Here is a 25,422-nt window from a genome sequence, read left to right as displayed (position 1 = left end):
GTAAGCGAGAGAGCCGCCACTGGCTGGGTTGTGGAGTACAGTTGATCACAACCCAGCAATCATATGTTCAATCGCTGCTACGATTTCAGCATCCGAACAATCGACACAGGTACCTTTGGCCGGCATAGCATTAAAGCCATGCAGTGCATGATTTTTTAGCACTTCTTTACCTTGTGCAATACGTGCTCCCCATTCGGCAGCGCTGCCGATTTTAGGAGCACCTGATACGCCAGTTGAGTGACAAGCAATACAAAAGGTGCCGTAGACTGTCGCACCATCGCGTGGACCCGTTGCCACGACTGGGGTCGGTTCGCTACTGGCCAGATAAACATTGCCAACCGGTTTGATCCGCTCCGCAATCGCATGTTTATCGGCATCGGTTATCGCCCATGTGCCACTTGACAGCGCTGAGCCAAGCGTTATCACTAGCAGGTTAAAGAGTGTTCGCAACATATCTAAACTCACTTTACATAATTAAGGTAAGTGTGGCTTACCCATCCTTTTTCCAGCTTAAATTTCACATTATTAATGTTAAGTAGATGTGAAAAGTAAATTGAGTATAGCGCGGTAATATGTTGCAACAAACCTGCAAATACCCTCTTCTCGTCGTGAATCACCCTCTTAACCAATAGAAGAGCAGCAAGCGCCTGATGAAAAAGGCACCAATCAGTAAAAAAACTAAAAAAAACACTAGACGCCCTTAGGTGATCTACGTATTATTCCACTCCGCCGATAGGGCATGCGCCCGTAGCTCAGCTGGATAGAGCGTTGGCCTCCGGAGCCAAAGGTCGAAGGTTCAAATCCTTTCGGGCGCGCCATGTTCGCCTGGGGAATATCGGTAAATAAATATCAGTGGTGGCTATAGCTCAGTTGGTAGAGCCCCGGATTGTGATTCCGGTTGTCGTGGGTTCGAGCCCCATTAGCCACCCCATTTATTTTGGTGATAGTTAACTATCTCCGGTCTTAAGTGTAAAGCTTAAGCAAATTAAGTCGGTGAATAGCGCAGCTTGGTAGCGCATCTGGTTTGGGACCAGAGGGTCGGGGGTTCGAATCCCTCTTCACCGACCACTTATTTAAAGATTAGGCAAATGCGTGGTCTTAAATAACGGCAGGCAAGCGGTTATTACAAGTTGCAGTGGTGGCTATAGCTCAGTTGGTAGAGCCCCGGATTGTGATTCCGGTTGTCGTGGGTTCGAGCCCCATTAGCCACCCCATTTATTTTGGTGATAGTCAATTATTTCCAGTCTTAAGTTGTAAAGCTTAAGCAAATTAAGTCGGTGAATAGCGCAGCTTGGTAGCGCATCTGGTTTGGGACCAGAGGGTCGGGGGTTCGAATCCCTCTTCACCGACCACTTTTCAAAGCCTCAGCATCTGCTGGGGTTTTTTGCATTTTATCTATCGCAAAATTTAACCCGACTTTATGCGCGGTGATTGGCTGCTATTGCTCGGCTAAACGTCATTGCCCTCCGTTGTAAATCATTCGGGTGTACCTTTCTCTTGAACCCCTCATATTGCACTTTAGCTAGAGTTGGCGTTTTTTTGCCCCAGCTTTGTTGCTTTTACGCGCAAGATTTGCCAAATTGAGAGGCTTGTAAATCGTCAGAAGATAATTCTGATTCGAATGGATGCAAATGCACATCAGTTTCGGTTATGCGCTGATGTGCTTCAGACAGGGCAAAATTGCCTCAGCGGTAGAGGTCTGATGGAATGTCACTTTTAGCAGTTAAAAATCTTAGAATTGAATACCCTTCGCGGCATGGGGTGCATGTCGCAGTCAAATCGCTCACCTTGGATATCCAAGAGGGTGAAATTGTCGGTGTGGTAGGCGAGTCGGGGGCTGGAAAATCAACGGTAGGCAATGCCGTTATTGATCTGCTTAGCCCTCCTGGCACGATTGCGGCCGGTGAAGTTTATTTAAACGGTGAGAAAATTTCCGGTTTATCGCCCCAAGCGATGCGTGAAGTGCGTGGCAGCAAAATCGGCTTTATTTTTCAAGATCCGATGACCTCACTCAATCCACTGTTTACGGTTGAACAGCAATTAACCGAAACCATTCATGCCAACATGCAGGTGAGTGATCAGCAAGCCTATCAACGCGCATTATCTTTGTTGCAGCAAGTTGGCATCCCCCAACCCGAAAACCGTCTCAAACAGTATCCGCATCAATTTTCTGGTGGTATGCGTCAACGGGTGGTGATTGCGATTGCGCTGGCGGGTGAGCCTGATTTGATCATCGCTGATGAGCCAACCACCGCGCTTGACGTATCGATTCAAGACCAAATCTTGACCCTGATCCGTGAGCTATGTAAGCAAAACAATGTCGGCTGTATGTTGGTGACGCATGATATGGGCGTGGTATCGAATGTGACCGATCGCGTCGCGGTGATGTATCGTGGTGATTTGGTCGAGTTTGGCCCCACTACCAAAGTGCTTGGCACGCCACAGCACCCTTATACTCGCAGCCTAATTTCAGCCGTGCCGCGTTCTGATCGCAAGTTGGATCGTTTTCCTCTCGTGAGTTATATCGAACAAGCGCAACAGTTGCAGCCTTTGGATGTGAAAAATCACTGGCTAGGGCAGAGTCAAGATCAGCGTCAATACCGTGGTCCGCTACTCAAAGTGGATAACGTGAGCCTACGTTTTGTGACCAAAGATTCTTTATTCGCCAGCCGCCGCGAATATGTACAAGCCTCCGATAATGTCAGTTTTGAAGTCCATGAAGGGGAAACTTTTGGCTTAGTTGGTGAATCTGGCTCAGGGAAATCAACCATTGCACGAGTGATCGCCGGTTTGTACCAACCCAATGCCGGGCGAGTGAGCTTTGAAGGGATTGATTTAACTGCGCTGAAATCGGAACACCAACGCCGCCCTTTACGGCGTCAAATGCAGATGGTATTCCAAAATCCGTATACCTCAATGAATCCGCGCATGAAAATTTTCGACATCATCGCCGAACCGATCCGTTTTCATAAACTGACGCGCAGTGAAAGTGAAACGCGGCACATCGTCAACGATCTGCTGGAGCATGTTGGTTTAGGCGCGATGGCAGGCTTGAAATACCCCCATGAATTTTCTGGCGGTCAGCGGCAGCGAATTTCGATCGCGCGCGCTTTAGCGACCCGTCCACGCCTACTGATTTGTGATGAACCGACCTCGGCGCTCGATGTCTCGGTGCAGGCGCAAATTCTGAACTTGCTCAAAGATCTGCAAGATGAGCTGAATCTGACCATGTTATTTATCAGCCACGATTTACCGGTGATCCGCCAGATGTGTGATCGCGTTGGAGTGATGCAGATGGGCACGCTGTTGGAAGTGGCACCGACTGAGCAACTGTTTACCGATCCACAGCATGAGTACAGCAAAAAATTGATTTCCTTAATGCCTGAATTTACAGGCTTACGCGAAACGACAACGGCAGCATAGCCGTTAAATTTCGCCAACCATGCCGTTTGGTTGGCGGTAGTGACAGAAGCAAACACAATCAACAAGGGATTGGATTCCCGCATAAGGAGTTATGCAATGAAAACCATAAAAAACCAACTAGCGTTGGCCTTGATCGCGGCTGGCTTGAGTTTTGGCAGCTTGGCGGCGGATATTACCGTCGCTTATGATTCCGACCCAGTCTCGATGGATCCCCATGAGCAGCTCTCTGGTGCCACATTACAGCTTTCGCACATGGTGCTCGATCCGCTGATCCGTTTCACGCAGACTATGGAGTTCGAACCACGTTTAGCACAATCTTGGCAGCGTATTGATAATGAAACCATGCGCTTTACCTTGCGCCAAGGGGTCAAGTTTCAATCCGGTAATGATTTTAGTGCCGATGATGTGGTGTGGACCTTTAACCGCTTGAAGCAGTCAGCCGATTTTAAAGGTATTTTTGAGCCGCTGGTTGCGCTGACCAAAGTCGATGACTACACGATTGAAATCAAAACCGCGGGTACTTATCCGCTGATTGAAAACGTGGCGACCTATATTTTCCCGATGGACAGTAAGTTCTATACCGGCCTGACGGCTGATGGCAAAGATAAAGCCGAAATCGTCAAGCATGGTAACTCCTTCGCCTCTGAGCATATCTCAGGCACTGGCCCATTTATGGTGAGCAGTCGTGAGCAAGGGATTAATCTGGTGCTGCAACGTAATCCTAATTACTGGGATAGCGCATCAAAAGGCAATGTCGACAAGCTAACTCTCTCGGTGATCAAAGAAGACGCGACTCGGGTTGCTGCGCTGTTGTCTGGCGGGGTGGACATGATCGCCCCCGTTGCGCCTAATGATTACCAACGCATCCAAAACGCCAAAGGCGTAGCTCTGTTTACTATGCCAGGTACGCGCGTGATCACTTTCCAAATGAACCAAAATAGCAATCCAGCCTTGAAAGATGTGCGAGTACGTCAAGCGATTGTGCACGCGATCAATACCCAAGGGATTGTCGACAAAGTGATGAAAGGTGCGGCGACAGTTGCCAACCAACAAAGTCCTATTGGTTATGCCGGTTACAATGAAAACCTCAAGCCACGCTTTGATCTGGCGAAAGCTAAGCAACTGATGAAAGAGGCTGGTTATGAACAGGGTTTTAATCTGACCATGATTGCGCCCAATAACCGCTACGTAAATGATGAGAAAATTGCCCAAGCAACCTCGGCAATGCTGGCGCGAATTGGCATCAAAGTCGATTTAAAAACCTTACCTAAAGCGCAATACTGGCCAGAGTTTGATAAGTGTGCCGCCGATATGCTGATGATAGGTTGGCATCCTGATACTGAAGATTCGGCCAACTTTACCGAGTTTTTGACTATGACGCGTGATGCCAATACCGGTAAAGGTCAGTACAACTGTGGTTATTACTCGAATGCCGAGGTGGATAAGCTGGTTGATGAAGCCAACTCCGAAACCGATCTTGCCAAACGCAGCGCGATGCTCAAGCAGGTGGAGGCGATCTTATATAACGAAGCGGCCTTCGTACCACTACACTTCCAAGATCCCTCTTGGGCAGCGAAAACCACACTTGACATCGCTCCGATCATCAATGGGATGGATTTCCCTTATTTTGGTGATCTGGTGGTGAAAGAGTAATCAGCGCTGACACATCTCGCTTAGTTGACTCTTGCGCAGTGTGTCGTCGGGTACTTTGTGGTCTTCTCGGCAGCAAAGTACCCGATGCTTGTTTGAAGCATTGGCGCGTAATCAATCGATATAAAAATGAAAGGGGCAGGGAATGTTTTCGTTTCTGGTCAAGCGCCTGTATCAGGCACTGATAGTGATGTTGGTGATCAGTTTAGTGGCCTTCGCCATTCAGGATAATCTCGGTGATCCATTGCGTGAGTTGGTGGGGCAATCGGTTTCAGAGTCTGAACGCCAAGCATTGCGTGACCACTTGGGGCTCAATGATCCGTTCATGGTTAAATACTCGCGTTTTATTAGCGCGGCAGTTCAGGGTGATTTAGGGACCTCATATTTCTTTAAGCGCCCTGCGTTGGATGTCATTTTGGATAAGTTGGTGGCCACCCTAGAATTGGTATTTGGCGCCACGCTAATCATTGTGTGTTTTTCCATCCCACTTGGCGTCTATTCAGCAATTCACCCTAAAAGCTGGATAACTAAAATCATTATGGCAGGGAGCAGTATTGGGATTTCGATCCCAGTGTTTTTAACCGCCATCCTGTTGATGTACGTCTTCTCGATTGAACTGGGTTGGTTGCCCTCTTATGGGCGCGGTGCCACGGCCAACGTTTTGGGATGGCAATCGGGCTTTTTTACGCTCGATGGCTTACGTCATTTGGTGCTGCCCTCAATCGCTTTAGCCTCAATCATGTTGCCGCTATTTATCCGGTTAGTACGCTCAGAAATGTTGGAAGTGCTTGGTTCGGAATACATTAAATTTGCCCAAGCCAAAGGTTTGCCACTCAATAAAATCTATTACCAGCATGCATTGAAAAACACCTTGCTACCGGTATTAACCGTCGGAGGGGTGCAAATTGGTACTATGGTAGCGTACACCATTTTGACCGAAACTGTCTTTCAGTGGCCGGGAACCGGTTTACTGTTTTTAGAGGCAATTAATCGAGTCGATACGCCATTGATCACCGCTTATGTGATTTTTGTCGGGCTGATCTTCGTAGTGACCAATACCATTGTTGATCTGCTGTATGGTCTGATTAACCCCACTGTCAATCTCACGGGCAAAGGAGCGTAATGATGAGTGCAGTATCTGGTGCTCCTTCGCGCTGGCAGCGTTTTCAGCAGTCGGACTTTTTGTATTATTTTATGCGCGATAAAGTCGCGATCGGTAGCTTTAGCGTATTTCTATTCTTTGTGGTGGTGGCTTTAGGTGCACCATGGCTGGCACCGACTAATCCATACGATCTATCAGCGATCGATATTATGGATGCTGAATTACCGCCAGCCTGGATGGAAGGGGGCGAAGCACATTTTCTGCTTGGCACCGATGAGCAAGGACGCGACATATTTTCGACGATTTTGTATGGCTCACGTCTATCGTTAACCATCGGTTTTTTGGCGGTCGCTTTACAACTGGCGTTAGGCATTGTGATTGGCCTGTCGGCAGGCTATTTCGGAGGTCGGATTGACAGTTTTTTGATGCGTTTTGCCGATATTCAGCTCTCATTTTCCACCATGATGGTGGCTATCATTGTCTCGGCAATTTTTAAAGCGAGCTTTGGTGGCGAATTTTTCGGTCAATATGCGGTGGTGATGTTGGTGGTGATCATCGGTATTGCCGAATGGCCGCAATACGCGCGTACTGTGCGAGCCTCGGTATTGGCCGAAAAGAAAAAGGAGTATGTTGAAGCGGCGCGCGTGATGGGCTTTAAAGCGCCACGTATCATGTTTCGGCATATTTTGCCGAACTGTTTATCGCCGATCTTAGTGATTTCAACTGTACAAGTTGCCAATGCGATTATGTCGGAAGCGGCGCTGTCTTTCCTTGGCTTAGGCTTGCCAGTCGATCAGCCTTCTCTGGGCTCGCTGATCAGCATTGGTTTTAGCTATATTTTTTCCGGCGCATGGTGGATCACCGCTTTTCCTGGGGTGGTGCTGGTGCTGCTGGTGTTGGTGATTAATCTGCTCGGTGATTGGCTACGCGATGTGTTTAACCCAAAAATTTATAAGGGCTAAGCCTGCCGAATCGATGAGCTTCACAAACTCTTGATAAACTGGCCGCCGAAGTTGAATGCTCGGCGGTTTTTTGCACTGTTTTTGCATCTGTTTTCGGTACCGATGCCCTTCAAGCTGTGCAGCGATGGCGCAGGGCAAAGGCGATGGGTGATCAATGATGAGGAATGCAGTGGATGTCGAAATGGATAGAATACCGCAAGCTAAGTTTGGTTTGGTTGTTGCTCGCTCCGCTGACCGGGTTTGCCAGTAGTGAATATTGGTGTGAAGCGCAGCAAGCTGCGGTCGATACACTGCCCGAGCTGGATACGGCTTGCCCAATTGGTGAGGGCTTGTGGGGCAAAAAACCTCAGCCCGGCGATTCACTGTTCTGGATCCAGTGTGGCATGTTAAGTCAACTGATGCCGCTTACCAGCGTAAAAACGCTTTATGAACACATCTCGACCGATATTTGGCTCAAGCCTGAGCCCAAAGGCGCACGCTGTTTGATTGGCCCCTATAGCGATTTTGCTATCGCCAGCCAGGAGCTAAAGCAGATAAAAAAACTGGCAAGTTTTGAACAAGCTTTTATACGTCAAGTGATCAAAAACACTGCGCCACAGTCCGTGCGGCAAGCTAAAGAGTTGCGCAGTGCAACGCCCACTGTAGCTCAGGCTGTGAGCCAACAAGCTCCGCTCAATCAATCGCTCAGCACGCCGCCCAATAAGCCAATCTCTGCTCTGACCGCGACGAGCACGGAGTCGCCCGCCAAACTCAACAGCATGCCTCGCCCATCGGCAAATCACGATTTTGTGTTACGCCAGTCAATCAAAGTCGGCAGTCAAACCTTTGCGCTGCCGTATACCGGCAACCCGCAAGTGCCATTTTATATGGAACACGATTTAGCGTGGAATCGGCTTGATTATGCTGCAGCACAAAGTGTGTGCCAGCAGCTTGCGATGCGTCTACCAAGCGAGCAAGAGTGGTCAGCCTTACTCAATACCCAGCAGATGCAAGCGCAGCGCTGGCCAGTGCAGCTTCCCTATTGGGGAGAAGGCCGCAAAGGGCTATTTGCGACTGGCAAAGTCAATCCACTAAACGGCTCGTCACTGCTTAATGTGCTGTGTGTGAAGTAAGATTTAGTCAGTAGGAGGGCAAGCTGTAAGATGATTATTTATTTTTTTGTGTGAATGTATAGTCTGCCTTTTGAAACAAATATTGATTTATATTGTCCATATTAAAGCAAAATGTCACGCATTTGCTGTCTACCTAAACGGAAAGAGTTGTAGGGGAAATTTATGTGGATTAAGAAGAAGTACCGCTGGGCTCTGTCTGATAATCAAGTGACTCCAGAATCTGTCTACCAAGAGCGTCGAGAAATACTCAAAAAGTTAGGGATTGCGGTTGTTGGTATGCCCATTGCTGCTAATGCTCAAGCTGGAATTTTGGATTTTTTTTCTGCAAACGAGAATCCTATTCTAGATAATAGAAGGAATCTTTTTGCTACGAAGTCAGCACAATATCAAGCTGATTTAGCGCTTACGCCGGAAAGTAAGGTTATGACATACAATAACTTTTATGAATTTGGCACCGGTAAATCTGATCCTGCTAAAAACTCATCCCAATTTATTACAGACCCTTGGAAAATTGAAATTGATGGCTTAGTCAATAATCCCTTGACACTCGATTACGAGGATATCTTTAAGAAATTTGCACTAGAAGAGCGAATTTACCGCTTACGTTGCGTTGAAGCATGGTCAATGAATATTCCATGGATTGGATTTCCTCTCGCTGACATCATTAAGATGGTGGATCCTAAAAGCAGCGCTAAATATGTCGCATTTGAAACGCTCTACGATCCAAAACAGTTCCCCGCACAAAGCGCATTCAGCAATATTGAGTATCCGTATGTTGAAGGGTTGCGCTTAGATGAAGCCATCAACCCACTGACCTTAATTTCAGTTGGTTTATATGGCAAAACACTTGCGCCACAAAATGGAGCACCCTTGAGGCTTGTTGTACCATGGAAATATGGCTTCAAAAGTATCAAGTCTATTGTTCGTATTCATTTCGTTGATCGTGAACCACCCACGACATGGAATCGTTTAGCTCCGAATGAATATGGTTTTTATGCCAATGTAAATCCCAATGTTGATCACCCTCGATGGAGCCAAGCCAGTGAACGTTTTATTGGTGAAGGAAATGTATTAAGCAGCCGTAGGCAACCGACGTTACTGTTTAATGGTTATGAGCAAGAAGTAGCACATTTATACAATGGTATAGATTTGAGGAAGTTTTATTGATGGTGTTAACACCTAAGCGGATTATTGCACTGAAAGTAGTGATTCATGCCCTCTCATTAGGTTGTTTACTCTGGCTTGTGATGGCTGTTAATACTGGTAGTTTAGGTGGTGATCCTACACCAGAGATCATTCACTACACCGGGATGAGTGCACTAAATACTCTGTTTATCACCCTATTGGTTACTCCCCTAGCCAGATGGAGTAAGCAAGGCTTGCTGTACTCGACTTGGGGCTAGATTGGCGCTTATTGGCAGTTGAATTAATTAAACGTCCTTACTTGACCATCGGAGGGATTGCATGGGGCATATTGCTATTGTTGGCGGTCACTTCTATACGACTGATACAGCGGAGTATGGGGATTCAATGGCAAAAACTACATAATTGGGTCTATCTCGCCGCCATACTAGCCCCTATCCATTATTATTGGTCGGTCAAGTCAGAAGTCACAGAGGCGATTATTTACATTTTGATTGCGATTAGCTTATTGGTAGTTCGTTGGCGAACCTTTAAATATTGGATCACAAAACCGTAAGTATTGACTAAAAAGAATATGCCCAATGCAGATTCACATTGGGCATGTTTTGACTGCTAAATAAGTGGATTATATCATGTCCAAGAGCGATCAATACAGGTTGGTTCTGACATCAATCTGAAAATATTTATATGATAAGATCTAGTTGTATTTTCTATAAAAATAGTAATTTTTAATCATTGTCCTAATTTTCCTTATTGAGACATTTTCAAAGCGTTTAGGGTAAAAATCCAGCAATCTAACACATTGCCATCATACGGTATCACATTAATTTATTTGCTTGTTATTTTTATTATCTATTATTATGTTGGTGATGAACATCACTAAGGATTTATTATCACATTCCATGATTAATATGAATAACTCCTTAAATCAAGATACTAAATCATCAACCTATAATTTGAATTGGCTAAGTTCTCTTAAATATTTAGACTAGTGATCAGCTTTACTATAAATGCATCATGGCTCATACATCTGGTAAATTTAATCAGGATACATTATTTACTTTACTCAAGTAGTTCTATCCTCACTTTTTTCGGATGAGTTCAGTATCTACATGAAGGAGTTCTCAATGGAAAATTCTGCTATAGGAAAAATTTCACTCAGTGGATTGATCGAATTAATCAGCCATTATATTCCAGATTGAAGCGATTTGCCTGTGAAGCAATCTACTTTTTAAAATTATACCCAAACAACTTGGGGTTGCTAGTAGGCGGCAAGTGAGTGAATCCCCATGAGCATAGGCAAACTATATGATTGGGATGAACAAACGTAGCCAACACCGCTGCAGTTTCAAGTAGGAAGGGTATAGAAGATATGCATGGCAAAGTTACAAAAACGTTTATCGATCGGGAGTTCTAGCGGTGATTAAATCGATCTGAGTTACGACCAAATTACGAGTTCATTTTGTCTTTATTGTGATCTTATTGTTTAGTATTCCCCCGTTTAGGTGGATCTTAGCTTCTATATTTTTATATAAAAGAGGTATATACATGCCAACAACTATTGAAACATATTCTAAAACAACCATCAGTACTCTGAATCAAGCTAGCAATCATACTGATAGTAATAATTTGTCTGGTAGTATTTATAGCGTAAAGCAATCAAATGAACAAAAATGCCATAAAGTCAGAATCAGTCCCCTACGTAAACCACTTCCATTAGAGGATGTTAATAACAAGCCAATGTCGATGTCAGGATTGGATAGCACATCTCCAAGTAAACTATTTTCATTAGATATTTCTAGTAATCGAATGCTGGAAAATAAAAGTATAGACGTTAATCAACTTGCGGTGGATAGTGCGTTAAGCGCAGTAGAAAGAGCTTTGACTTGTGACTTTTTTACCGCAGTATCATTAAAAAATAATTTTAGGCAACTTGCAACCGGTAATGGCTCTTTAAGAACAATGGCTACAGCGCTACAAAGTTTCATACAGTTTGGAAGTGATGAGATCAAAGTACTTGCAGATGAACTGTTAAATAAACAAATTATATTGGTTCCATTTTCTCAGTTTGGAACTTATTCTGGGATGGCGTCAAATCTTATAGAAGAAGCCTCAATGGATATGCTAGAAGAGATAGTTGTTCAATTAAATGATATTTATGATGTGGTATCAAAAAATATATTAGGCAAGCAAGTTTAGTAGAAAAATAAAATCAATAGAAGATGTTTTATAAAATTAACTGGTTTTTATTTTAGTCGTAAAATAAGGGCTTGGTCTTTACTAGGCCTTTATTAATTCATTTTTCATGTGGATATTAAATGTATTATCCGTTGATATTCATATTTTTGGCAAGTGCAATAATTGACTAAACGATTCTAGTAAGAAAAATGTAAACGCGTCATAAACCCCACATTCTAATCAATCTCGGTACGCCCTAAGATCAAACCTCAAACTACAAGGAGATCTGAAATGGCAAAGCGGCGTACCGACCAAGAATGGCAAACCCTGTTCGAGCAATACGAATCCAGTCAACTCTCTCAGCGTGTGTTCTGCGAGCGCCATGATCTGAGTCTTTCGACCTTCTACGCAAAGCGTCAACAATTGCATTGCTCTGGGCAATCTCAAGCAGGTGGCTTTATCAAAGCGGAAGTCGTTGAAAAAACGACACGCTACCAGATGACTCAAACACCGATTGCCAACATGACATTATTTATTAATGACGTTGAACTCAGCATCCCCCAGGGAACACCTGCCTCGTATCTGGCAGAGTTAATCGGAGCACTGTCATGAAACGAATGCTGAGTGCTCCGAATGTTTACCTGTATCGGGAGTTTGTGGATTTTAGAAAGTCCATCAATGGTCTGGCGGCGATTATTGAATCTGAAACCGACTTACCATTAGGAAGCGGTGCGCTGTTCCTGTTTATCAATAAACAACGCGACAAAATCAAAGTCTTGTATTGGGATAAAACGGGCTTCGCTCTGTGGTATAAAAGATTGGAAAAAGCCAAATTCAAATGGCCCACTCAAGAGAAAAAACAGGTATACACCCTGACTCAATTTGACTTAGACAGACTGTTATCGGGCTTCACGATAATCGGCCATAAACCGATAAAAATAGACAATATTACAATGAGTTAATCTCGATAAAAGTCAGTTACACCAAGCCTTAGAGTGGCGTTTTTAGTATAATAAATGCCATGAAAAAGACGCCCGATATTAACCCAGAAAGCCAAGACATCGCCGAGCTTCAAGCTATGGTGAAAGCGTTGATGTCGGAGAAAAAGGAGTGGCAACAAGAGCGCCAATCCTTAATTGAGCAATTTAAGCTCGCTCTTGACCGCCAGTTCGCCAAACGCTCAGAAGCGTTAAAACCTTATAATGAAGCACAGGGTGACCTCTTCAATGAAGCGGAATGCGAAGCCGCTAAAGCTGAAGAGGAAGTTGTCACGACAACGACGACCACAAAACGCCGTGGTAAACGTCAACCACTGCCTAAAGACTTACCGCGTGAAATCCTCGTACTTGACCTTGATGAGCATGATAAGCAATGTCCTTGCTGTCAGCACACTCTCCATAAAGTCGGTGAAGACCGCAGTGAAAAGCTGGAGTTCACGCCAGCGGTGTTAAAAGTGTTGGAGGTTGTCCGCCCTAAATACGCTTGTCGTCAGTGCGAACAAAAAGCAGAGACGAGCCGTATTCACCAACAGCCTGCTCCAAAGAGCATCATCCCCAAAAGCTTCGCCACTGAAAGCCTGCTTGCCAACATTATCCTCGGTAAATATCAGTATGCGCTACCGCTGTACCGCCAGGAAACCCTGTTCACCCAGTCGGGTATCGAGTTATCGAGAACCACGATGGCAAGATGGGTAATCCAGGTGAGTGAAAAGTTCAAACCGCTTTATCAAGCATTAAAAGCACACTTACTTGAGCAAGTGGCGGTTCATGCTGATGAGACACCGCTCAATGTGCTCAAGGAAGACAAGCAATGTTACATGTGGCTATACTGCTCGGGGGCTGACTCGCCCGAAGCTACACTCCCTGACATGAAAAACATCGTCTTGTTCGACTATCAAAACAGTCGTGCGAGAGCTTGTCCCGTGGGCTTCCTGGGCGACTACTCAGGTTATCTGCAAAGTGATGGCTACGGTGCTTATGACGGATTAACCAAAGTTACCAATGTCGGCTGCTTCGCTCACGCACGTCGTAAGTTCATGGATGCGAAGAAGCTTCAAGGCAAAGGAAAATCAGGTAAAGCGGATGTGGCGTTAGCAAAAATCCAAAAGCTGTATGCACTTGAATCCCGATTAAAACTCGCTTCGGTCGAAGAACGTTGGTCTGAGAGACAATCCAATGCTAAACCCATGCTAGATGACCTCTATGACTGGTTAACCACGCAAAAAGTCATCGAATCGAGTCCTCTTGGAAAAGCCATCAAGTACACCCTGGGTCAGTGGCCTAAGCTGATACGCTATGTTGAAGATGGGCATTTATCTATCGACAACAACCGAGCGGAACGCGCAATTAAGTCATTGGTTATTGGGAGAAAAAACTGGTTGTTCGCCAACAATCCCAATGGTGCAGATGCCAGTGCGTTACTATACAGCATCATCGAGACAGCAAAAGCTAACGGGCTAATACTCTACGATTACATGGTGAAATGTATGAAAGAGTTGGCAAAGTCAGAGCCTGATATCGACTCACTGCTTCCTTGGAACTTCTCACATTAAAACTCGAACGCCCCGTGGGATCATGGGGCGGATACAGAAAAATGCTCATAAAGTCAGAGAAAAACTAATATTGTCAGCGGTGTTTTGGAAATAGAATTTTCATCATCCAGTTTTAGATCCGTTTTTTGAAAGCATCGCTAGAGTGTACAAGATATGTCCTAAATTCATCCTGAAAAATATCACTGTCCACACATACAGCATGGACAGTGATTGATTGTTTTCCAGATTTATTTATGTGTAAGATGCTTTTCCTACACTAACCCCTCATGGTAGAAATTCTACTACCACACGTAATTTCTGGAATTAATCTGTAAAGCTTTGTCTGCTCTAATCTTGCGGCATTTTCCAGAAAACTTCCCGGTTGAGGCTGAATTTTAATGGATTTCTGTCACATTCAGCATTTTTCCAGAATTTTCGTTGTTAAGCCAGTGCAGAAATTCAGTGTGTTTTGTCTACATTAATGTCGGAAGCTTGCTGCAACGCAATAGTGTTGTTAGAGGACAAAATAGTTTCATCGGAAATGTGGATTTTTCATGCATTTTTTATCAATGTGAATGCTAAGGTTTGATCGTTTTTTAGGCGCATCACTAATGCCAAATCTAAGGAGATGATAATAAAGATTGACCAATTTCAAAAACCTTTCTGTACAAAAGCTTCTTAGAGTTCGTACTTAAATTGTGGTTCGTCGAATTAGTTTTAGTATGGCAAGCTAGTATGATAATTTTCTTAAAAAATCATCAAGATATCATCACCTTTGACGGCGTTCGTACAATTTACATATCTAGACATCGTGCTTGTTCAACACTTGGGATTAAGCGCAAATAACAAAAACTATCGTTAACTATCAATTGCTAAAGCTAGTGTCACTTGCAAAAGTTGAACGATTGTTTCGTTCAATTATCGACAGTCTCGGCAATAGGGTTTGCCAACGCTTACACTAAAAAAGTACAAAAACATTGTGCGTTCCTTAATAACTTTGTAGATTCAATGGGATATATGCAGTACCCCTTGAGGCAAGTCAACCTGTGAGAAAAATTAAAGAAAGTATTGAGGCGCATTTCGATTCACTGAATCTAGATCTTCGTCTTAATGGTAATGGCCGCTACTTTGACCAAAAGTGTACATTAGACGTGCTTTGCTCGGTTAGTGATGTCATTTTAGAGATGCATGAAAACGGCCAACAAACATTTACCGTGAAGAATGTCATGTATTCCGATGAGTTAAATGAAGTGATGGCAGGGCATTTCAAAAAGCCAGCAATCAGTGATCCTGGCGCTGCTCGTGAATATGATAAAGTCGCATCGATGCCAATCAAAGCTCTGACACAAGCAGGTGTACTCCAAGAAACAGGAAAATCTGGAAACGCCACCCTCTACAGAGTCGCCAATGAGGACTTTCTTAGTTACATTGCTGCCAGCGAGCGTAACACTCTAAATTTTGTCGTCAGTTACCTAACAAAAGTAATGCGTGATAGCGGTCTTTACCCTAAATTTGAGCAGTTCTTTGCTAGCCCGAACAAGGTCAACTATTCAGATCTTAAAGAGAGCTACAGCAGCTTTATCATCAACTACACCAAGATTAATGGCGTTACGGAATGTAACCGAATATTCCCTAAAGTGCTGAATCCCATCGCCTTTGCTAGATCCTCACATGGTTCAAAAGATGGGCATCTGTCATCAGGGCCAATCCCTTACCAAGATCTCATTTACAACCGTCCTAACTTTAGAGACCTAAACAAACCGAAAGACATGCCAAGGGCCACATTCCTTGAGCAAATTCCAGAGGAAACGACCACTGAGGTCTACCACGTCAACAAAGCGAAGAAGAGTGTACGTCGCTACCATGAGGGCAAGAGTGAGGTGAATCGCTTTAAGGAATTGGAGGCTAGCCATGTGCACCATATTTTCCCTCAAGCAGTCTTCCCTGAGCTTTCTGATACGCTTGAAAACCTTATATTACTCACGCCAGGGCAGCACCTAGCCTACGCACACCCCAATGGCAACACTCAGACCGTATCAAAGTCTTACCGTATCCGCCCCATGATCCCACGGGGCGTTCGAGTTTTAATGTGAGAAGTTCCAAGGAAGCAGTGAGTCGATATCAGGCTCTGACTTTGCCAACTCTTTCATACATTTCACCATGTAATCGTAGAGTATTAGCCGTATCCGCCCCATGATCCCACGGGGCGTTCGAGTTTTAATGTGAGAAGTTCCAAGGAAGCAGTGAGTCGATATCAGGCTCTGACTTTGCCAACTCTTTCATACATTTCACCATGTAATCGTAGAGTATTAGCCCGTTAGCTTTTGCTGTCTCGATGATGCTGTATAGTAACGCACTGGCATCTGCACCATTGGGATTGTTGGCGAACAACCAGTTTTTTCTCCCAATAACCAATGACTTAATTGCGCGTTCCGCTCGGTTGTTGTCGATAGATAAATGCCCATCTTCAACATAGCGTATCAGCTTAGGCCACTGACCCAGGGTGTACTTGATGGCTTTTCCAAGAGGACTCGATTCGATGACTTTTTGCGTGGTTAACCAGTCATAGAGGTCATCTAGCATGGGTTTAGCATTGGATTGTCTCTCAGACCAACGTTCTTCGACCGAAGCGAGTTTTAATCGGGATTCAAGTGCATACAGCTTTTGGATTTTTGCTAACGCCACATCCGCTTTACCTGATTTTCCTTTGCCTTGAAGCTTCTTCGCATCCATGAACTTACGACGTGCGTGAGCGAAGCAGCCGACATTGGTAACTTTGGTTAATCCGTCATAAGCACCGTAGCCATCACTTTGCAGATAACCTGAGTAGTCGCCCAGGAAGCCCACGGGACAAGCTCTCGCACGACTGTTTTGATAGTCGAACAAGACGATGTTTTTCATGTCAGGGAGTGTAGCTTCGGGCGAGTCAGCCCCCGAGCAGTATAGCCACATGTAACATTGCTTGTCTTCCTTGAGCACATTGAGCGGTGTCTCATCAGCATGAACCGCCACTTGCTCAAGTAAGTGTGCTTTTAATGCTTGATAAAGCGGTTTGAACTTTTCACTCACCTGGATTACCCATCTTGCCATCGTGGTTCTCGATAACTCGATACCCGACTGGGTGAACAGGGTTTCCTGGCGGTACAGCGGTAGCGCATACTGATATTTACCGAGGATAATGTTGGCAAGCAGGCTTTCAGTGGCGAAGCTTTTGGGGATGATGCTCTTTGGAGCAGGCTGTTGGTGAATACGGCTCGTCTCTGCTTTTTGTTCGCACTGACGACAAGCGTATTTAGGGCGGACAACCTCCAACACTTTTAACACCGCTGGCGTGAACTCCAGCTTTTCACTGCGGTCTTCACCGACTTTATGGAGAGTGTGCTGACAGCAAGGACATTGCTTATCATGCTCATCAAGGTCAAGTACGAGGATTTCACGCGGTAAGTCTTTAGGCAGTGGTTGACGTTTACCACGGCGTTTTGTGGTCGTCGTTGTCGTGACAACTTCCTCTTCAGCTTTAGCGGCTTCGCATTCCGCTTCATTGAAGAGGTCACCCTGTGCTTCATTATAAGGTTTTAACGCTTCTGAGCGTTTGGCGAACTGGCGGTCAAGAGCGAGCTTAAATTGCTCAATTAAGGATTGGCGCTCTTGTTGCCACTCCTTTTTCTCCGACATCAACGCTTTCACCATAGCTTGAAGCTCGGCGATGTCTTGGCTTTCTGGGTTAATATCGGGCGTCTTTTTCATGGCATTTATTATACTAAAAACGCCACTCTAAGGCTTGGTGTAACTGACTTTTATCGAGATTAACTCATTGTAATATTGTCTATTTTTATCGGTTTATGGCCGATTATCGTGAAGCCCGATAACAGTCTGTCTAAGTCAAATTGAGTCAGGGTGTATACCTGTTTTTTCTCTTGAGTGGGCCATTTGAATTTGGCTTTTTCCAATCTTTTATACCACAGAGCGAAGCCCGTTTTATCCCAATACAAGACTTTGATTTTGTCGCGTTGTTTATTGATAAACAGGAACAGCGCACCGCTTCCTAATGGTAAGTCGGTTTCAGATTCAATAATCGCCGCCAGACCATTGATGGACTTTCTAAAATCCACAAACTCCCGATACAGGTAAACATTCGGAGCACTCAGCATTCGTTTCATGACAGTGCTCCGATTAACTCTGCCAGATACGAGGCAGGTGTTCCCTGGGGGATGCTGAGTTCAACGTCATTAATAAATAATGTCATGTTGGCAATCGGTGTTTGAGTCATCTGGTAGCGTGTCGTTTTTTCAACGACTTCCGCTTTGATAAAGCCACCTGCTTGAGATTGCCCAGAGCAATGCAATTGTTGACGCTTTGCGTAGAAGGTCGAAAGACTCAGATCATGGCGCTCGCAGAACACACGCTGAGAGAGTTGACTGGATTCGTATTGCTCGAACAGGGTTTGCCATTCTTGGTCGGTACGCCGCTTTGCCATTTCAGATCTCCTTGTAGTTTGAGGTTTGATCTTAGGGCGTACCGAGATTGATTAGAATGTGGGGTTTATGACGCGTTTACTATTAGCCCGTTAGCTTTTGCTGTCTCGATGATGCTGTATAGTAACGCACTGGCATCTGCACCATTGGGATTGTTGGCGAACAACCAGTTTTTTCTCCCAATAACCAATGACTTAATTGCGCGTTCCGCTCGGTTGTTGTCGATAGATAAATGCCCATCTTCAACATAGCGTATCAGCTTAGGCCACTGACCCAGGGTGTACTTGATGGCTTTTCCAAGAGGACTCGATTCGATGACTTTTTGCGTGGTTAACCAGTCATAGAGGTCATCTAGCATGGGTTTAGCATTGGATTGTCTCTCAGACCAACGTTCTTCGACCGAAGCGAGTTTTAATCGGGATTCAAGTGCATACAGCTTTTGGATTTTTGCTAACGCCACATCCGCTTTACCTGATTTTCCTTTGCCTTGAAGCTTCTTCGCATCCATGAACTTACGACGTGCGTGAGCGAAGCAGCCGACATTGGTAACTTTGGTTAATCCGTCATAAGCACCGTAGCCATCACTTTGCAGATAACCTGAGTAGTCGCCCAGGAAGCCCACGGGACAAGCTCTCGCACGACTGTTTTGATAGTCGAACAAGACGATGTTTTTCATGTCAGGGAGTGTAGCTTCGGGCGAGTCAGCCCCCGAGCAGTATAGCCACATGTAACATTGCTTGTCTTCCTTGAGCACATTGAGCGGTGTCTCATCAGCATGAACCGCCACTTGCTCAAGTAAGTGTGCTTTTAATGCTTGATAAAGCGGTTTGAACTTTTCACTCACCTGGATTACCCATCTTGCCATCGTGGTTCTCGATAACTCGATACCCGACTGGGTGAACAGGGTTTCCTGGCGGTACAGCGGTAGCGCATACTGATATTTACCGAGGATAATGTTGGCAAGCAGGCTTTCAGTGGCGAAGCTTTTGGGGATGATGCTCTTTGGAGCAGGCTGTTGGTGAATACGGCTCGTCTCTGCTTTTTGTTCGCACTGACGACAAGCGTATTTAGGGCGGACAACCTCCAACACTTTTAACACCGCTGGCGTGAACTCCAGCTTTTCACTGCGGTCTTCACCGACTTTATGGAGAGTGTGCTGACAGCAAGGACATTGCTTATCATGCTCATCAAGGTCAAGTACGAGGATTTCACGCGGTAAGTCTTTAGGCAGTGGTTGACGTTTACCACGGCGTTTTGTGGTCGTCGTTGTCGTGACAACTTCCTCTTCAGCTTTAGCGGCTTCGCATTCCGCTTCATTGAAGAGGTCACCCTGTGCTTCATTATAAGGTTTTAACGCTTCTGAGCGTTTGGCGAACTGGCGGTCAAGAGCGAGCTTAAATTGCTCAATTAAGGATTGGCGCTCTTGTTGCCACTCCTTTTTCTCCGACATCAACGCTTTCACCATAGCTTGAAGCTCGGCGATGTCTTGGCTTTCTGGGTTAATATCGGGCGTCTTTTTCATGGCATTTATTATACTAAAAACGCCACTCTAAGGCTTGGTGTAACTGACTTTTATCGAGATTAACTCATTGTAATATTGTCTATTTTTATCGGTTTATGGCCGATTATCGTGAAGCCCGATAACAGTCTGTCTAAGTCAAATTGAGTCAGGGTGTATACCTGTTTTTTCTCTTGAGTGGGCCATTTGAATTTGGCTTTTTCCAATCTTTTATACCACAGAGCGAAGCCCGTTTTATCCCAATACAAGACTTTGATTTTGTCGCGTTGTTTATTGATAAACAGGAACAGCGCACCGCTTCCTAATGGTAAGTCGGTTTCAGATTCAATAATCGCCGCCAGACCATTGATGGACTTTCTAAAATCCACAAACTCCCGATACAGGTAAACATTCGGAGCACTCAGCATTCGTTTCATGACAGTGCTCCGATTAACTCTGCCAGATACGAGGCAGGTGTTCCCTGGGGGATGCTGAGTTCAACGTCATTAATAAATAATGTCATGTTGGCAATCGGTGTTTGAGTCATCTGGTAGCGTGTCGTTTTTTCAACGACTTCCGCTTTGATAAAGCCACCTGCTTGAGATTGCCCAGAGCAATGCAATTGTTGACGCTTTGCGTAGAAGGTCGAAAGACTCAGATCATGGCGCTCGCAGAACACACGCTGAGAGAGTTGACTGGATTCGTATTGCTCGAACAGGGTTTGCCATTCTTGGTCGGTACGCCGCTTTGCCATTTCAGATCTCCTTGTAGTTTGAGGTTTGATCTTAGGGCGTACCGAGATTGATTAGAATGTGGGGTTTATGACGCGTTTACGTCTTACCAACTGGTTGGCCTACTCGCGAAATTAGACAGCATTGAACGCTCGGTCTTCTCTCAATTTGATGAGTTTTATAGCTTGAATGAGTTCATCAATGTAGTGAACACAGGGTTAGATTCCGATTTGCTTACCGAGGGGATGGGCGTGGAAGAGATCAGACATAAAATTGCTGCGGCATATATCAACTAGCTTTGCCACCTAGGCGCTCAAAACTTGAGTAAAAAAATAGTAGGCGTCATACCTGCTATTTTTTTATAACAATCTTCAAGCTGCATTATTAGATTAGCGTTTCATCCCAAAGTAACTCACTGAAACACTGTCGATATTCATCGAACGTGTACCATAGTTTCTCGCGATGCGATAAAACTGATTAAACTCAGAACTTGAGAAGTAATCAATATTATCATCGGTCACCACATCATCGGTATATAAAATTGCCGCTGAACCATCAGCCACGCTGCCTTTTGGCAGGCGTGTTGCGCGTGGATTGTAGGTCAGGTTCGGCACCAGAATTACATTGGCATCGAGATACTTTTTCACTGCGAATTCTGAGATATCATCCACATAGCAATCGTAATTTTCAATGTCTTTGATGTCCCCATGGCCGATATTGCGCGACTTAATTACGCGATATTTACCCTGCTTTTTCGTGTGTTTCTTGGTGATTTGACGGTCACGAAAAACTTTAAACTTACCAAACTCTAGGGTCTGGAAAATCTCATCAAACCATTCATTACGATACAACAACCAACTATTGAAGTAGTTATGAGTCAAGTAGTCTTGCTCAAGCACAAAGTAAGCCTTGTTCAGGTAAGAGTAAACGCTCACCTGACTGTGGTTTTTAGGCTTGGAAGTTGTGTAAGTAACTGAAACAGTCTCAATTTTCACATCGAACGCTTTTTCATTGTAATCGTTGATATGCAGCAGTGTGTGCATTTCTAGCAACTTTCGCGTCTTCATATATTCCGGCGCATTTAGTAGCGCTTTTGGTACAATTAATGAAACATGCTTGCCCAACTTGCTGCATTTCTCAATAAAAAACGAGAAAATGTTATTAGTAGTTTGGTTCGCCAAGCCACGACGATACTTACTAAGCAGGCTGTTATCTTTGATTTTCATGTACGGCGGATTACCAACAACCACATCGTAGGTTTTGTTGGTTTCTAGCAGTAAGAAGTCTTCATTAAAAAAATTGATTTCTACATTATCGAGCGAGATGTATTTGTTGATCAGCAGTTTACAAAGTTCAATCGAATCTTTGTTGATGTCCACGCAATCAATGATCAGTTTTTTACCTTGATACTTTTTGACAATTTGATGCAAGAAGTTACCCACACCAACCGCCGGCTCTAGTACGCGTAAGGTGTCAGAACTAATCTCCGGCAACGGCGCTATTGCTGAAAAGCAGATTTCTTGGTCGGTGTAATATGCAGCGGTATCAAGTCGTTCTGCGTTGGCTAACTCACAGATTTTGAACATGTCTTGTGATGCATAGTCTTGCCAGTTCTTCTCAACGAACTTGTAAAGTGTTGCCATGTCTTCCAAGTGATACTCTCGGATGGTATCAGCGATCTGTTTTTCAGATAAACGAGGAGACTTCACACTTATGATCTTACGTCCTATTTCACCGAACACGGCGCTAGGCACCGCTTCACCCAAGCATTGGCGAATATTGATATCAGTCTTCTTTCTAAACTGATTTTTTACTTCATAATTAGCAGCGTTGGTTGGTACAGTACCACTTGGGAACCATTGAAAAGACTCAGGGATCGACATCATCAGCATCAATTCACGAATACTGAAAACGCGGTCATCCACCGGATGGACAGTGTTTTGGCTTGGCAAACAATCGTTGCGTGTGTGAATACAAGGCGCGACCTTATCCCAAAGCTGACGTTGATACTTATCGCCATTTTTGCTCTGGTTCACCACAATTTGTCCATCGACAACCTTGTGCGGCTTTAGCTTGTCGTCGGTATTATCAAATGCACTCTTGCCGTAAGGAGTGGCCTTAATCCAAGGCAACATTTCTTCTTTATACGGCCTGAATGAGTGGAAGAAATCATCCTCAGAAAATTCACCCATCTTTTTTAGATATGGTAAGTGACCAATAACGTCTTGCAGTGTTTTCTCGGGGCGGAAATCTGGATAAAGATCGAGCGGTGTCACGCCTTTTTGATCTCTTCTAACACCAATTACAAGTGTACGGGTGCGACTTGAGTTCGCGCCATAGTTCTTGAGGTTAAGAACTTTGCTTTCAATCTGGTAGTCTGGGCCCAAGTTGGTATGGATAGCCTCTTTGATAGGCTTATCGACACCATCGAGATCGGTACACACTGATTGAAGAAACGCGCGTACGTTTTCAAAGATAAAAAACCTTGGCTGCTGTTCTTTGACAATCTTCAAAGACTCAACCACTAGCGAGTTACGCCCAAGCTCCTCATTTTTCTTATGGTTAGCCACACTCATGCCTTGGCACGGAGGCGTCGCCACAACGAGGTCAATATCTTTAAGCTTTTTACGCTGCTTGTAGGCAGCTATTTCACAGTAAAGCCTGTCATGCGTGTCTTTTTGAGTAAGATCACCACAGATGTATCCAGAATCATACTCACACTTATTGTTGTATTTTTGGATGTTTAAACGCTTTTCTAACAGTTCAGCAGTGGCGATACATTTAAACCCAAGTTCTTTTAAACCGAAGCACCCAACTCCCGCCGAACTGAATAGGCTGACGTACGTTAGCATGATATACCCTCATTTATTGACATGCACATTCTAACACACTTAATCAAAACTCGAAGGGATAAAAAGAACCATTAAATTAACTTGTTGATTAACATGTGATTATTTTTTATTGTGGTTTTTTTTTGGGCGAGAAACATGAAAAAACCAGCAATATGCTGGCTTTTAGAGTGTAGTGGGAAAGGATGGATTGGAACCATCGAATGCAGTGCGAATAGGTTTACAGTCTACTTTCTTCGGTCACTCGGGAACCCCTTCCAAATGTGTATGCATAATAAAGAAAAATTCAGGCTGAGTACAAGAAAAGCTCTCCACTTCAGTTCAAGTGCCTAAATTTTGTATCAAGCACTGTAGCCGTCATCGAAATCGCTGTTGGCGAGCAGTTGGCACCGTAGCTTTTACTGACTGATAATCAGGTTCAGACTGGAAGCTAAAACTATGATGTAAAGTCAAATGCTCAAGATATTGGTTACAATTGATGCGACCTAAAATGTTACCAACTCCAGCACTTACGCGACCAGTATATAAAGTTTTGAACTCAAAGAGGCGATCAAAAATTTTAATACGGCATTCATGCCCCCAAGCACCTTGGTGTTGGTTGTTTTCCCAAACTAACTTGCAAGCTCGCGTTTCAATTGAACGAACTAAGAAGCCTAAAGCATAATAAAAGTGTCGCTCGTCCGAAAACACCAAGTAGGGGCTACGAGAACCAAAAGATAACTTCATAATATCTATCCTATATTTTTATATGTAGACAGAATAACAACATAATTTCGTGATTTCTGTGATGAATAAGACCTAGCAATGACTTAGGGACATTCTTTAATTAAAAAGGGTGCTACATCACTGATCAATGACAAACTGTGGTAAAAACGTAGCAAGCACCTTTCTAATTTAGCCTATTTAGACACCAAAATAGAGTCTAGTGACGTTACTGAGCTGGGATTAGATTTAGTAGGAAAAATGCACGCCCCTAAATTTTATAGAGTATTTGATCTAGCGAGTGTTGGGGCAAAAACTGTTTTAGCTTAGCTGCCCCCGACAGACTTGATATAGCCCAAAAGCGATCAATCATTTATTGTAAATGATCAGACTTTATTCGAACTGAAGAGACTTTTTTTCTTCGGCAGGTGTGATGGGCAAAAATTTTGTTACCGTGAGCAATTTTTTGCCCACGCGAGCAATTTATTGCTTGAGTGTTTGCTGGGTTTTTCTAACCACTTGATATATAGCTCTTTTTGATTTGGCATTTCTTTTGCGTAGAGAAGCATCAAACTGTGCGATGTGGTTCACATCGCTTTGATTCACTCAATAAGGATTAAGCTATGCCAACTCCATGTTATATCTCTATCGAAGGCGAAACACAGGGCCTCATCACTGCTGGCGCTCTTTTTACTGACTCTATCGGCGATGCATTCGTTGAAGGTCATGAAGACCAAATGTTGGTTCAAATGTTTGACCATACAGTGACTGTACCGACCGACCCACAATCGGGTCAGCCTTCAGGTCAACGTGTGCACAAGCCATTCAAATTCACCGTCGCGCTCAACAAAGCGGTTCCTCTGCTTTATAACGCCCTCTCTTCGGGTGAGAAGATGAAATCGGTGGAGCTAAAATGGTACCGTACCTCTATCGTAAGCGCCTAGTTAACCAGTGAGACTGTATTCAGCCTAGCTGATTCCTACATTCCATGGCATAAGATCAGTTAAATCATCGCTTGGTTGTCAACGATCACCGAAAACTGATCCACTTTTAGCTTAAAAACGATC

At 44.4% G+C, this 25,422-nt stretch carries 20 protein-coding genes, 5 tRNA genes and 2 pseudogenes; 18 read left to right on the top strand and 9 right to left on the bottom strand.

The window, feature by feature from the left end; translation table 11 throughout:
- Window positions 1–45 precede the first annotated feature (45 nt).
- Complete coding sequence (locus tag G7083_RS05825) at window positions 46–453, bottom strand: cytochrome c5 family protein (RefSeq protein ID WP_166013954.1); 408 nt, start codon at window positions 451–453, stop codon at window positions 46–48.
- Between the two features lie 288 nt (window positions 454–741).
- Between G7083_RS05825 and G7083_RS05820 the strand changes: the two genes are divergently transcribed.
- The 17 genes and pseudogenes from G7083_RS05820 to G7083_RS05740 all read left to right on the top strand — a co-directional run bounded on the left by G7083_RS05820 (window position 742) and on the right by G7083_RS05740 (window position 16,193).
- A tRNA-Arg gene (locus tag G7083_RS05820) sits at window positions 742–818 on the top strand.
- Between the two features lie 37 nt (window positions 819–855).
- A tRNA-His gene (locus tag G7083_RS05815) sits at window positions 856–931 on the top strand.
- A gap of 60 nt (window positions 932–991) precedes the next feature.
- Window positions 992–1,068: transfer RNA gene (locus G7083_RS05810), tRNA-Pro, on the top strand.
- A 70-nt stretch (window positions 1,069–1,138) separates the two neighbouring features.
- A tRNA-His gene (locus tag G7083_RS05805) sits at window positions 1,139–1,214 on the top strand.
- Window positions 1,215–1,275: 61 nt separating this feature from the next.
- Window positions 1,276–1,352, top strand: a tRNA-Pro gene (locus tag G7083_RS05800).
- 355 nt (window positions 1,353–1,707) lie between these two features.
- Entirely contained in the window at window positions 1,708–3,423 is a 1,716-nt protein-coding gene (locus G7083_RS05795; protein ID WP_166013953.1) for an ABC transporter ATP-binding protein, read from the top strand.
- A 96-nt stretch (window positions 3,424–3,519) separates the two neighbouring features.
- Entirely contained in the window at window positions 3,520–5,076 is a 1,557-nt protein-coding gene (locus G7083_RS05790) for an ABC transporter substrate-binding protein (protein ID WP_166013952.1), read from the top strand.
- A 142-nt stretch (window positions 5,077–5,218) separates the two neighbouring features.
- Window positions 5,219–6,196 (top strand): ABC transporter permease, encoded by a 978-nt coding sequence (locus G7083_RS05785; protein WP_166013951.1) that lies wholly within the window; start codon window positions 5,219–5,221, stop codon window positions 6,194–6,196.
- A 2-nt stretch (window positions 6,197–6,198) separates the two neighbouring features.
- Complete coding sequence (locus G7083_RS05780; protein ID WP_166014996.1) at window positions 6,199–7,137, top strand: ABC transporter permease; 939 nt, start codon at window positions 6,199–6,201, stop codon at window positions 7,135–7,137.
- Window positions 7,138–7,310: 173 nt separating this feature from the next.
- Window positions 7,311–8,249, top strand: a complete 939-nt coding sequence (locus G7083_RS05775) for an SPOR domain-containing protein (protein ID WP_166013950.1) — start codon at window positions 7,311–7,313, stop codon at window positions 8,247–8,249.
- A 162-nt stretch (window positions 8,250–8,411) separates the two neighbouring features.
- The gene (msrP, locus tag G7083_RS05770) at window positions 8,412–9,416 is read left to right on the top strand and encodes a protein-methionine-sulfoxide reductase catalytic subunit MsrP (RefSeq protein WP_166013949.1); all 1,005 of its coding nucleotides are present in this window, start codon (window positions 8,412–8,414) and stop codon (window positions 9,414–9,416) included.
- Window positions 9,413–9,948 (top strand): annotated as a pseudogene (locus tag G7083_RS05765) (protein-methionine-sulfoxide reductase heme-binding subunit MsrQ). Before msrP ends, G7083_RS05765 begins: the two are co-directional and overlap by 4 nt.
- Window positions 9,949–10,940: 992 nt before the next feature.
- Window positions 10,941–11,591: a hypothetical protein gene (locus tag G7083_RS05760; protein WP_166013948.1), complete on the top strand. Its 651-nt coding sequence runs from the start codon at window positions 10,941–10,943 to the stop codon at window positions 11,589–11,591.
- A 270-nt stretch (window positions 11,592–11,861) separates the two neighbouring features.
- Window positions 11,862–12,182, top strand: coding sequence for an IS66 family insertion sequence element accessory protein TnpB (locus tag G7083_RS05755; RefSeq protein ID WP_166013944.1), 321 nt, complete (start codon window positions 11,862–11,864; stop codon window positions 12,180–12,182).
- Window positions 12,179–12,532: an IS66 family insertion sequence element accessory protein TnpB gene (tnpB, locus tag G7083_RS05750; protein WP_166013945.1), complete on the top strand. Its 354-nt coding sequence runs from the start codon at window positions 12,179–12,181 to the stop codon at window positions 12,530–12,532. The genes G7083_RS05755 and tnpB (G7083_RS05750) overlap by 4 nt, the downstream gene beginning before the upstream one ends.
- Window positions 12,533–12,591: 59 nt before the next feature.
- Window positions 12,592–14,121 (top strand): IS66 family transposase, encoded by a 1,530-nt coding sequence (locus G7083_RS05745; RefSeq protein ID WP_166013947.1) that lies wholly within the window; start codon window positions 12,592–12,594, stop codon window positions 14,119–14,121.
- Window positions 14,122–15,146: 1,025 nt separating this feature from the next.
- Window positions 15,147–16,193: a hypothetical protein gene (locus tag G7083_RS05740; protein ID WP_206212113.1), complete on the top strand. Its 1,047-nt coding sequence runs from the start codon at window positions 15,147–15,149 to the stop codon at window positions 16,191–16,193.
- 124 nt (window positions 16,194–16,317) lie between these two features.
- Here the strand turns inward: G7083_RS05740 and G7083_RS05735 are convergent, their stop codons facing one another.
- The 8 genes from G7083_RS05735 to G7083_RS05700 all read right to left on the bottom strand — a co-directional run bounded on the left by G7083_RS05735 (window position 16,318) and on the right by G7083_RS05700 (window position 24,379).
- A complete protein-coding gene (locus G7083_RS05735; protein ID WP_166013947.1) occupies window positions 16,318–17,847 on the bottom strand; it encodes an IS66 family transposase in 1,530 nt (509 codons plus the stop codon).
- A 59-nt stretch (window positions 17,848–17,906) separates the two neighbouring features.
- Window positions 17,907–18,260 (bottom strand): IS66 family insertion sequence element accessory protein TnpB, encoded by a 354-nt coding sequence (gene tnpB / locus G7083_RS05730; protein ID WP_166013945.1) that lies wholly within the window; start codon window positions 18,258–18,260, stop codon window positions 17,907–17,909.
- Window positions 18,257–18,577, bottom strand: coding sequence for an IS66 family insertion sequence element accessory protein TnpB (locus G7083_RS05725; RefSeq protein ID WP_166013944.1), 321 nt, complete (start codon window positions 18,575–18,577; stop codon window positions 18,257–18,259). The genes tnpB (G7083_RS05730) and G7083_RS05725 overlap by 4 nt, the downstream gene beginning before the upstream one ends.
- Before the next feature lie 65 nt (window positions 18,578–18,642).
- Window positions 18,643–20,097, bottom strand: a complete 1,455-nt coding sequence (locus tag G7083_RS05720; RefSeq protein ID WP_166013946.1) for an IS66 family transposase — start codon at window positions 20,095–20,097, stop codon at window positions 18,643–18,645.
- Between the two features lie 59 nt (window positions 20,098–20,156).
- Window positions 20,157–20,510, bottom strand: coding sequence for an IS66 family insertion sequence element accessory protein TnpB (gene tnpB / locus G7083_RS05715; RefSeq protein WP_166013945.1), 354 nt, complete (start codon window positions 20,508–20,510; stop codon window positions 20,157–20,159).
- On the bottom strand, window positions 20,507–20,827 hold the full coding sequence (locus G7083_RS05710; RefSeq protein ID WP_166013944.1) for an IS66 family insertion sequence element accessory protein TnpB: 321 nt from the start codon (window positions 20,825–20,827) through the stop codon (window positions 20,507–20,509). Before G7083_RS05710 ends, tnpB (G7083_RS05715) begins: the two co-directional genes overlap by 4 nt.
- 366 nt (window positions 20,828–21,193) lie before the next feature.
- Window positions 21,194–23,656: a DNA cytosine methyltransferase gene (locus tag G7083_RS05705; RefSeq protein ID WP_166013943.1), complete on the bottom strand. Its 2,463-nt coding sequence runs from the start codon at window positions 23,654–23,656 to the stop codon at window positions 21,194–21,196.
- Window positions 23,657–24,010: 354 nt separating this feature from the next.
- Window positions 24,011–24,379, bottom strand: a complete 369-nt coding sequence (locus G7083_RS05700; RefSeq protein WP_166013942.1) for a hypothetical protein — start codon at window positions 24,377–24,379, stop codon at window positions 24,011–24,013.
- 599 nt (window positions 24,380–24,978) lie between these two features.
- On the opposite strand from G7083_RS05700, the pseudogene tssD reads away from it, so the two are divergent.
- A pseudogene (gene tssD, locus G7083_RS05695) lies at window positions 24,979–25,287 on the top strand (type VI secretion system tube protein TssD); the annotation flags it as partial.
- Window positions 25,288–25,422 lie beyond the last annotated feature (135 nt).

Source organism: Vibrio sp. HDW18 (assembly GCF_011306175.1).
Classification (GTDB): domain Bacteria; phylum Pseudomonadota; class Gammaproteobacteria; order Enterobacterales; family Vibrionaceae; genus Vibrio; species Vibrio chanodichtyis.
Note: the sequence above shows the minus strand (reverse complement) of the source record. Positions and strands in the feature narration are given on the sequence as shown.

Coding starts and splice junctions, on each gene's coding strand:
- G7083_RS05825 (WP_166013954.1), bottom strand. CDS start 453: ATGTTGCGAACACTCTTTAACCTGCTAGTGATAACGCTTGGCTCAGCG.
- G7083_RS05795 (WP_166013953.1), top strand. CDS start 1,708: ATGTCACTTTTAGCAGTTAAAAATCTTAGAATTGAATACCCTTCGCGG.
- G7083_RS05790 (WP_166013952.1), top strand. CDS start 3,520: ATGAAAACCATAAAAAACCAACTAGCGTTGGCCTTGATCGCGGCTGGC.
- G7083_RS05785 (WP_166013951.1), top strand. CDS start 5,219: ATGTTTTCGTTTCTGGTCAAGCGCCTGTATCAGGCACTGATAGTGATG.
- G7083_RS05780 (WP_166014996.1), top strand. CDS start 6,199: ATGAGTGCAGTATCTGGTGCTCCTTCGCGCTGGCAGCGTTTTCAGCAG.
- G7083_RS05775 (WP_166013950.1), top strand. CDS start 7,311: ATGTCGAAATGGATAGAATACCGCAAGCTAAGTTTGGTTTGGTTGTTG.
- msrP (WP_166013949.1), top strand. CDS start 8,412: ATGTGGATTAAGAAGAAGTACCGCTGGGCTCTGTCTGATAATCAAGTG.
- G7083_RS05760 (WP_166013948.1), top strand. CDS start 10,941: ATGCCAACAACTATTGAAACATATTCTAAAACAACCATCAGTACTCTG.
- G7083_RS05755 (WP_166013944.1), top strand. CDS start 11,862: ATGGCAAAGCGGCGTACCGACCAAGAATGGCAAACCCTGTTCGAGCAA.
- tnpB (WP_166013945.1), top strand. CDS start 12,179: ATGAAACGAATGCTGAGTGCTCCGAATGTTTACCTGTATCGGGAGTTT.
- G7083_RS05745 (WP_166013947.1), top strand. CDS start 12,592: ATGAAAAAGACGCCCGATATTAACCCAGAAAGCCAAGACATCGCCGAG.
- G7083_RS05735 (WP_166013947.1), bottom strand. CDS start 17,847: ATGAAAAAGACGCCCGATATTAACCCAGAAAGCCAAGACATCGCCGAG.
- tnpB (WP_166013945.1), bottom strand. CDS start 18,260: ATGAAACGAATGCTGAGTGCTCCGAATGTTTACCTGTATCGGGAGTTT.
- G7083_RS05725 (WP_166013944.1), bottom strand. CDS start 18,577: ATGGCAAAGCGGCGTACCGACCAAGAATGGCAAACCCTGTTCGAGCAA.
- G7083_RS05720 (WP_166013946.1), bottom strand. CDS start 20,097: ATGAAAAAGACGCCCGATATTAACCCAGAAAGCCAAGACATCGCCGAG.
- tnpB (WP_166013945.1), bottom strand. CDS start 20,510: ATGAAACGAATGCTGAGTGCTCCGAATGTTTACCTGTATCGGGAGTTT.
- G7083_RS05710 (WP_166013944.1), bottom strand. CDS start 20,827: ATGGCAAAGCGGCGTACCGACCAAGAATGGCAAACCCTGTTCGAGCAA.
- G7083_RS05705 (WP_166013943.1), bottom strand. CDS start 23,656: ATGCTAACGTACGTCAGCCTATTCAGTTCGGCGGGAGTTGGGTGCTTC.
- G7083_RS05700 (WP_166013942.1), bottom strand. CDS start 24,379: ATGAAGTTATCTTTTGGTTCTCGTAGCCCCTACTTGGTGTTTTCGGAC.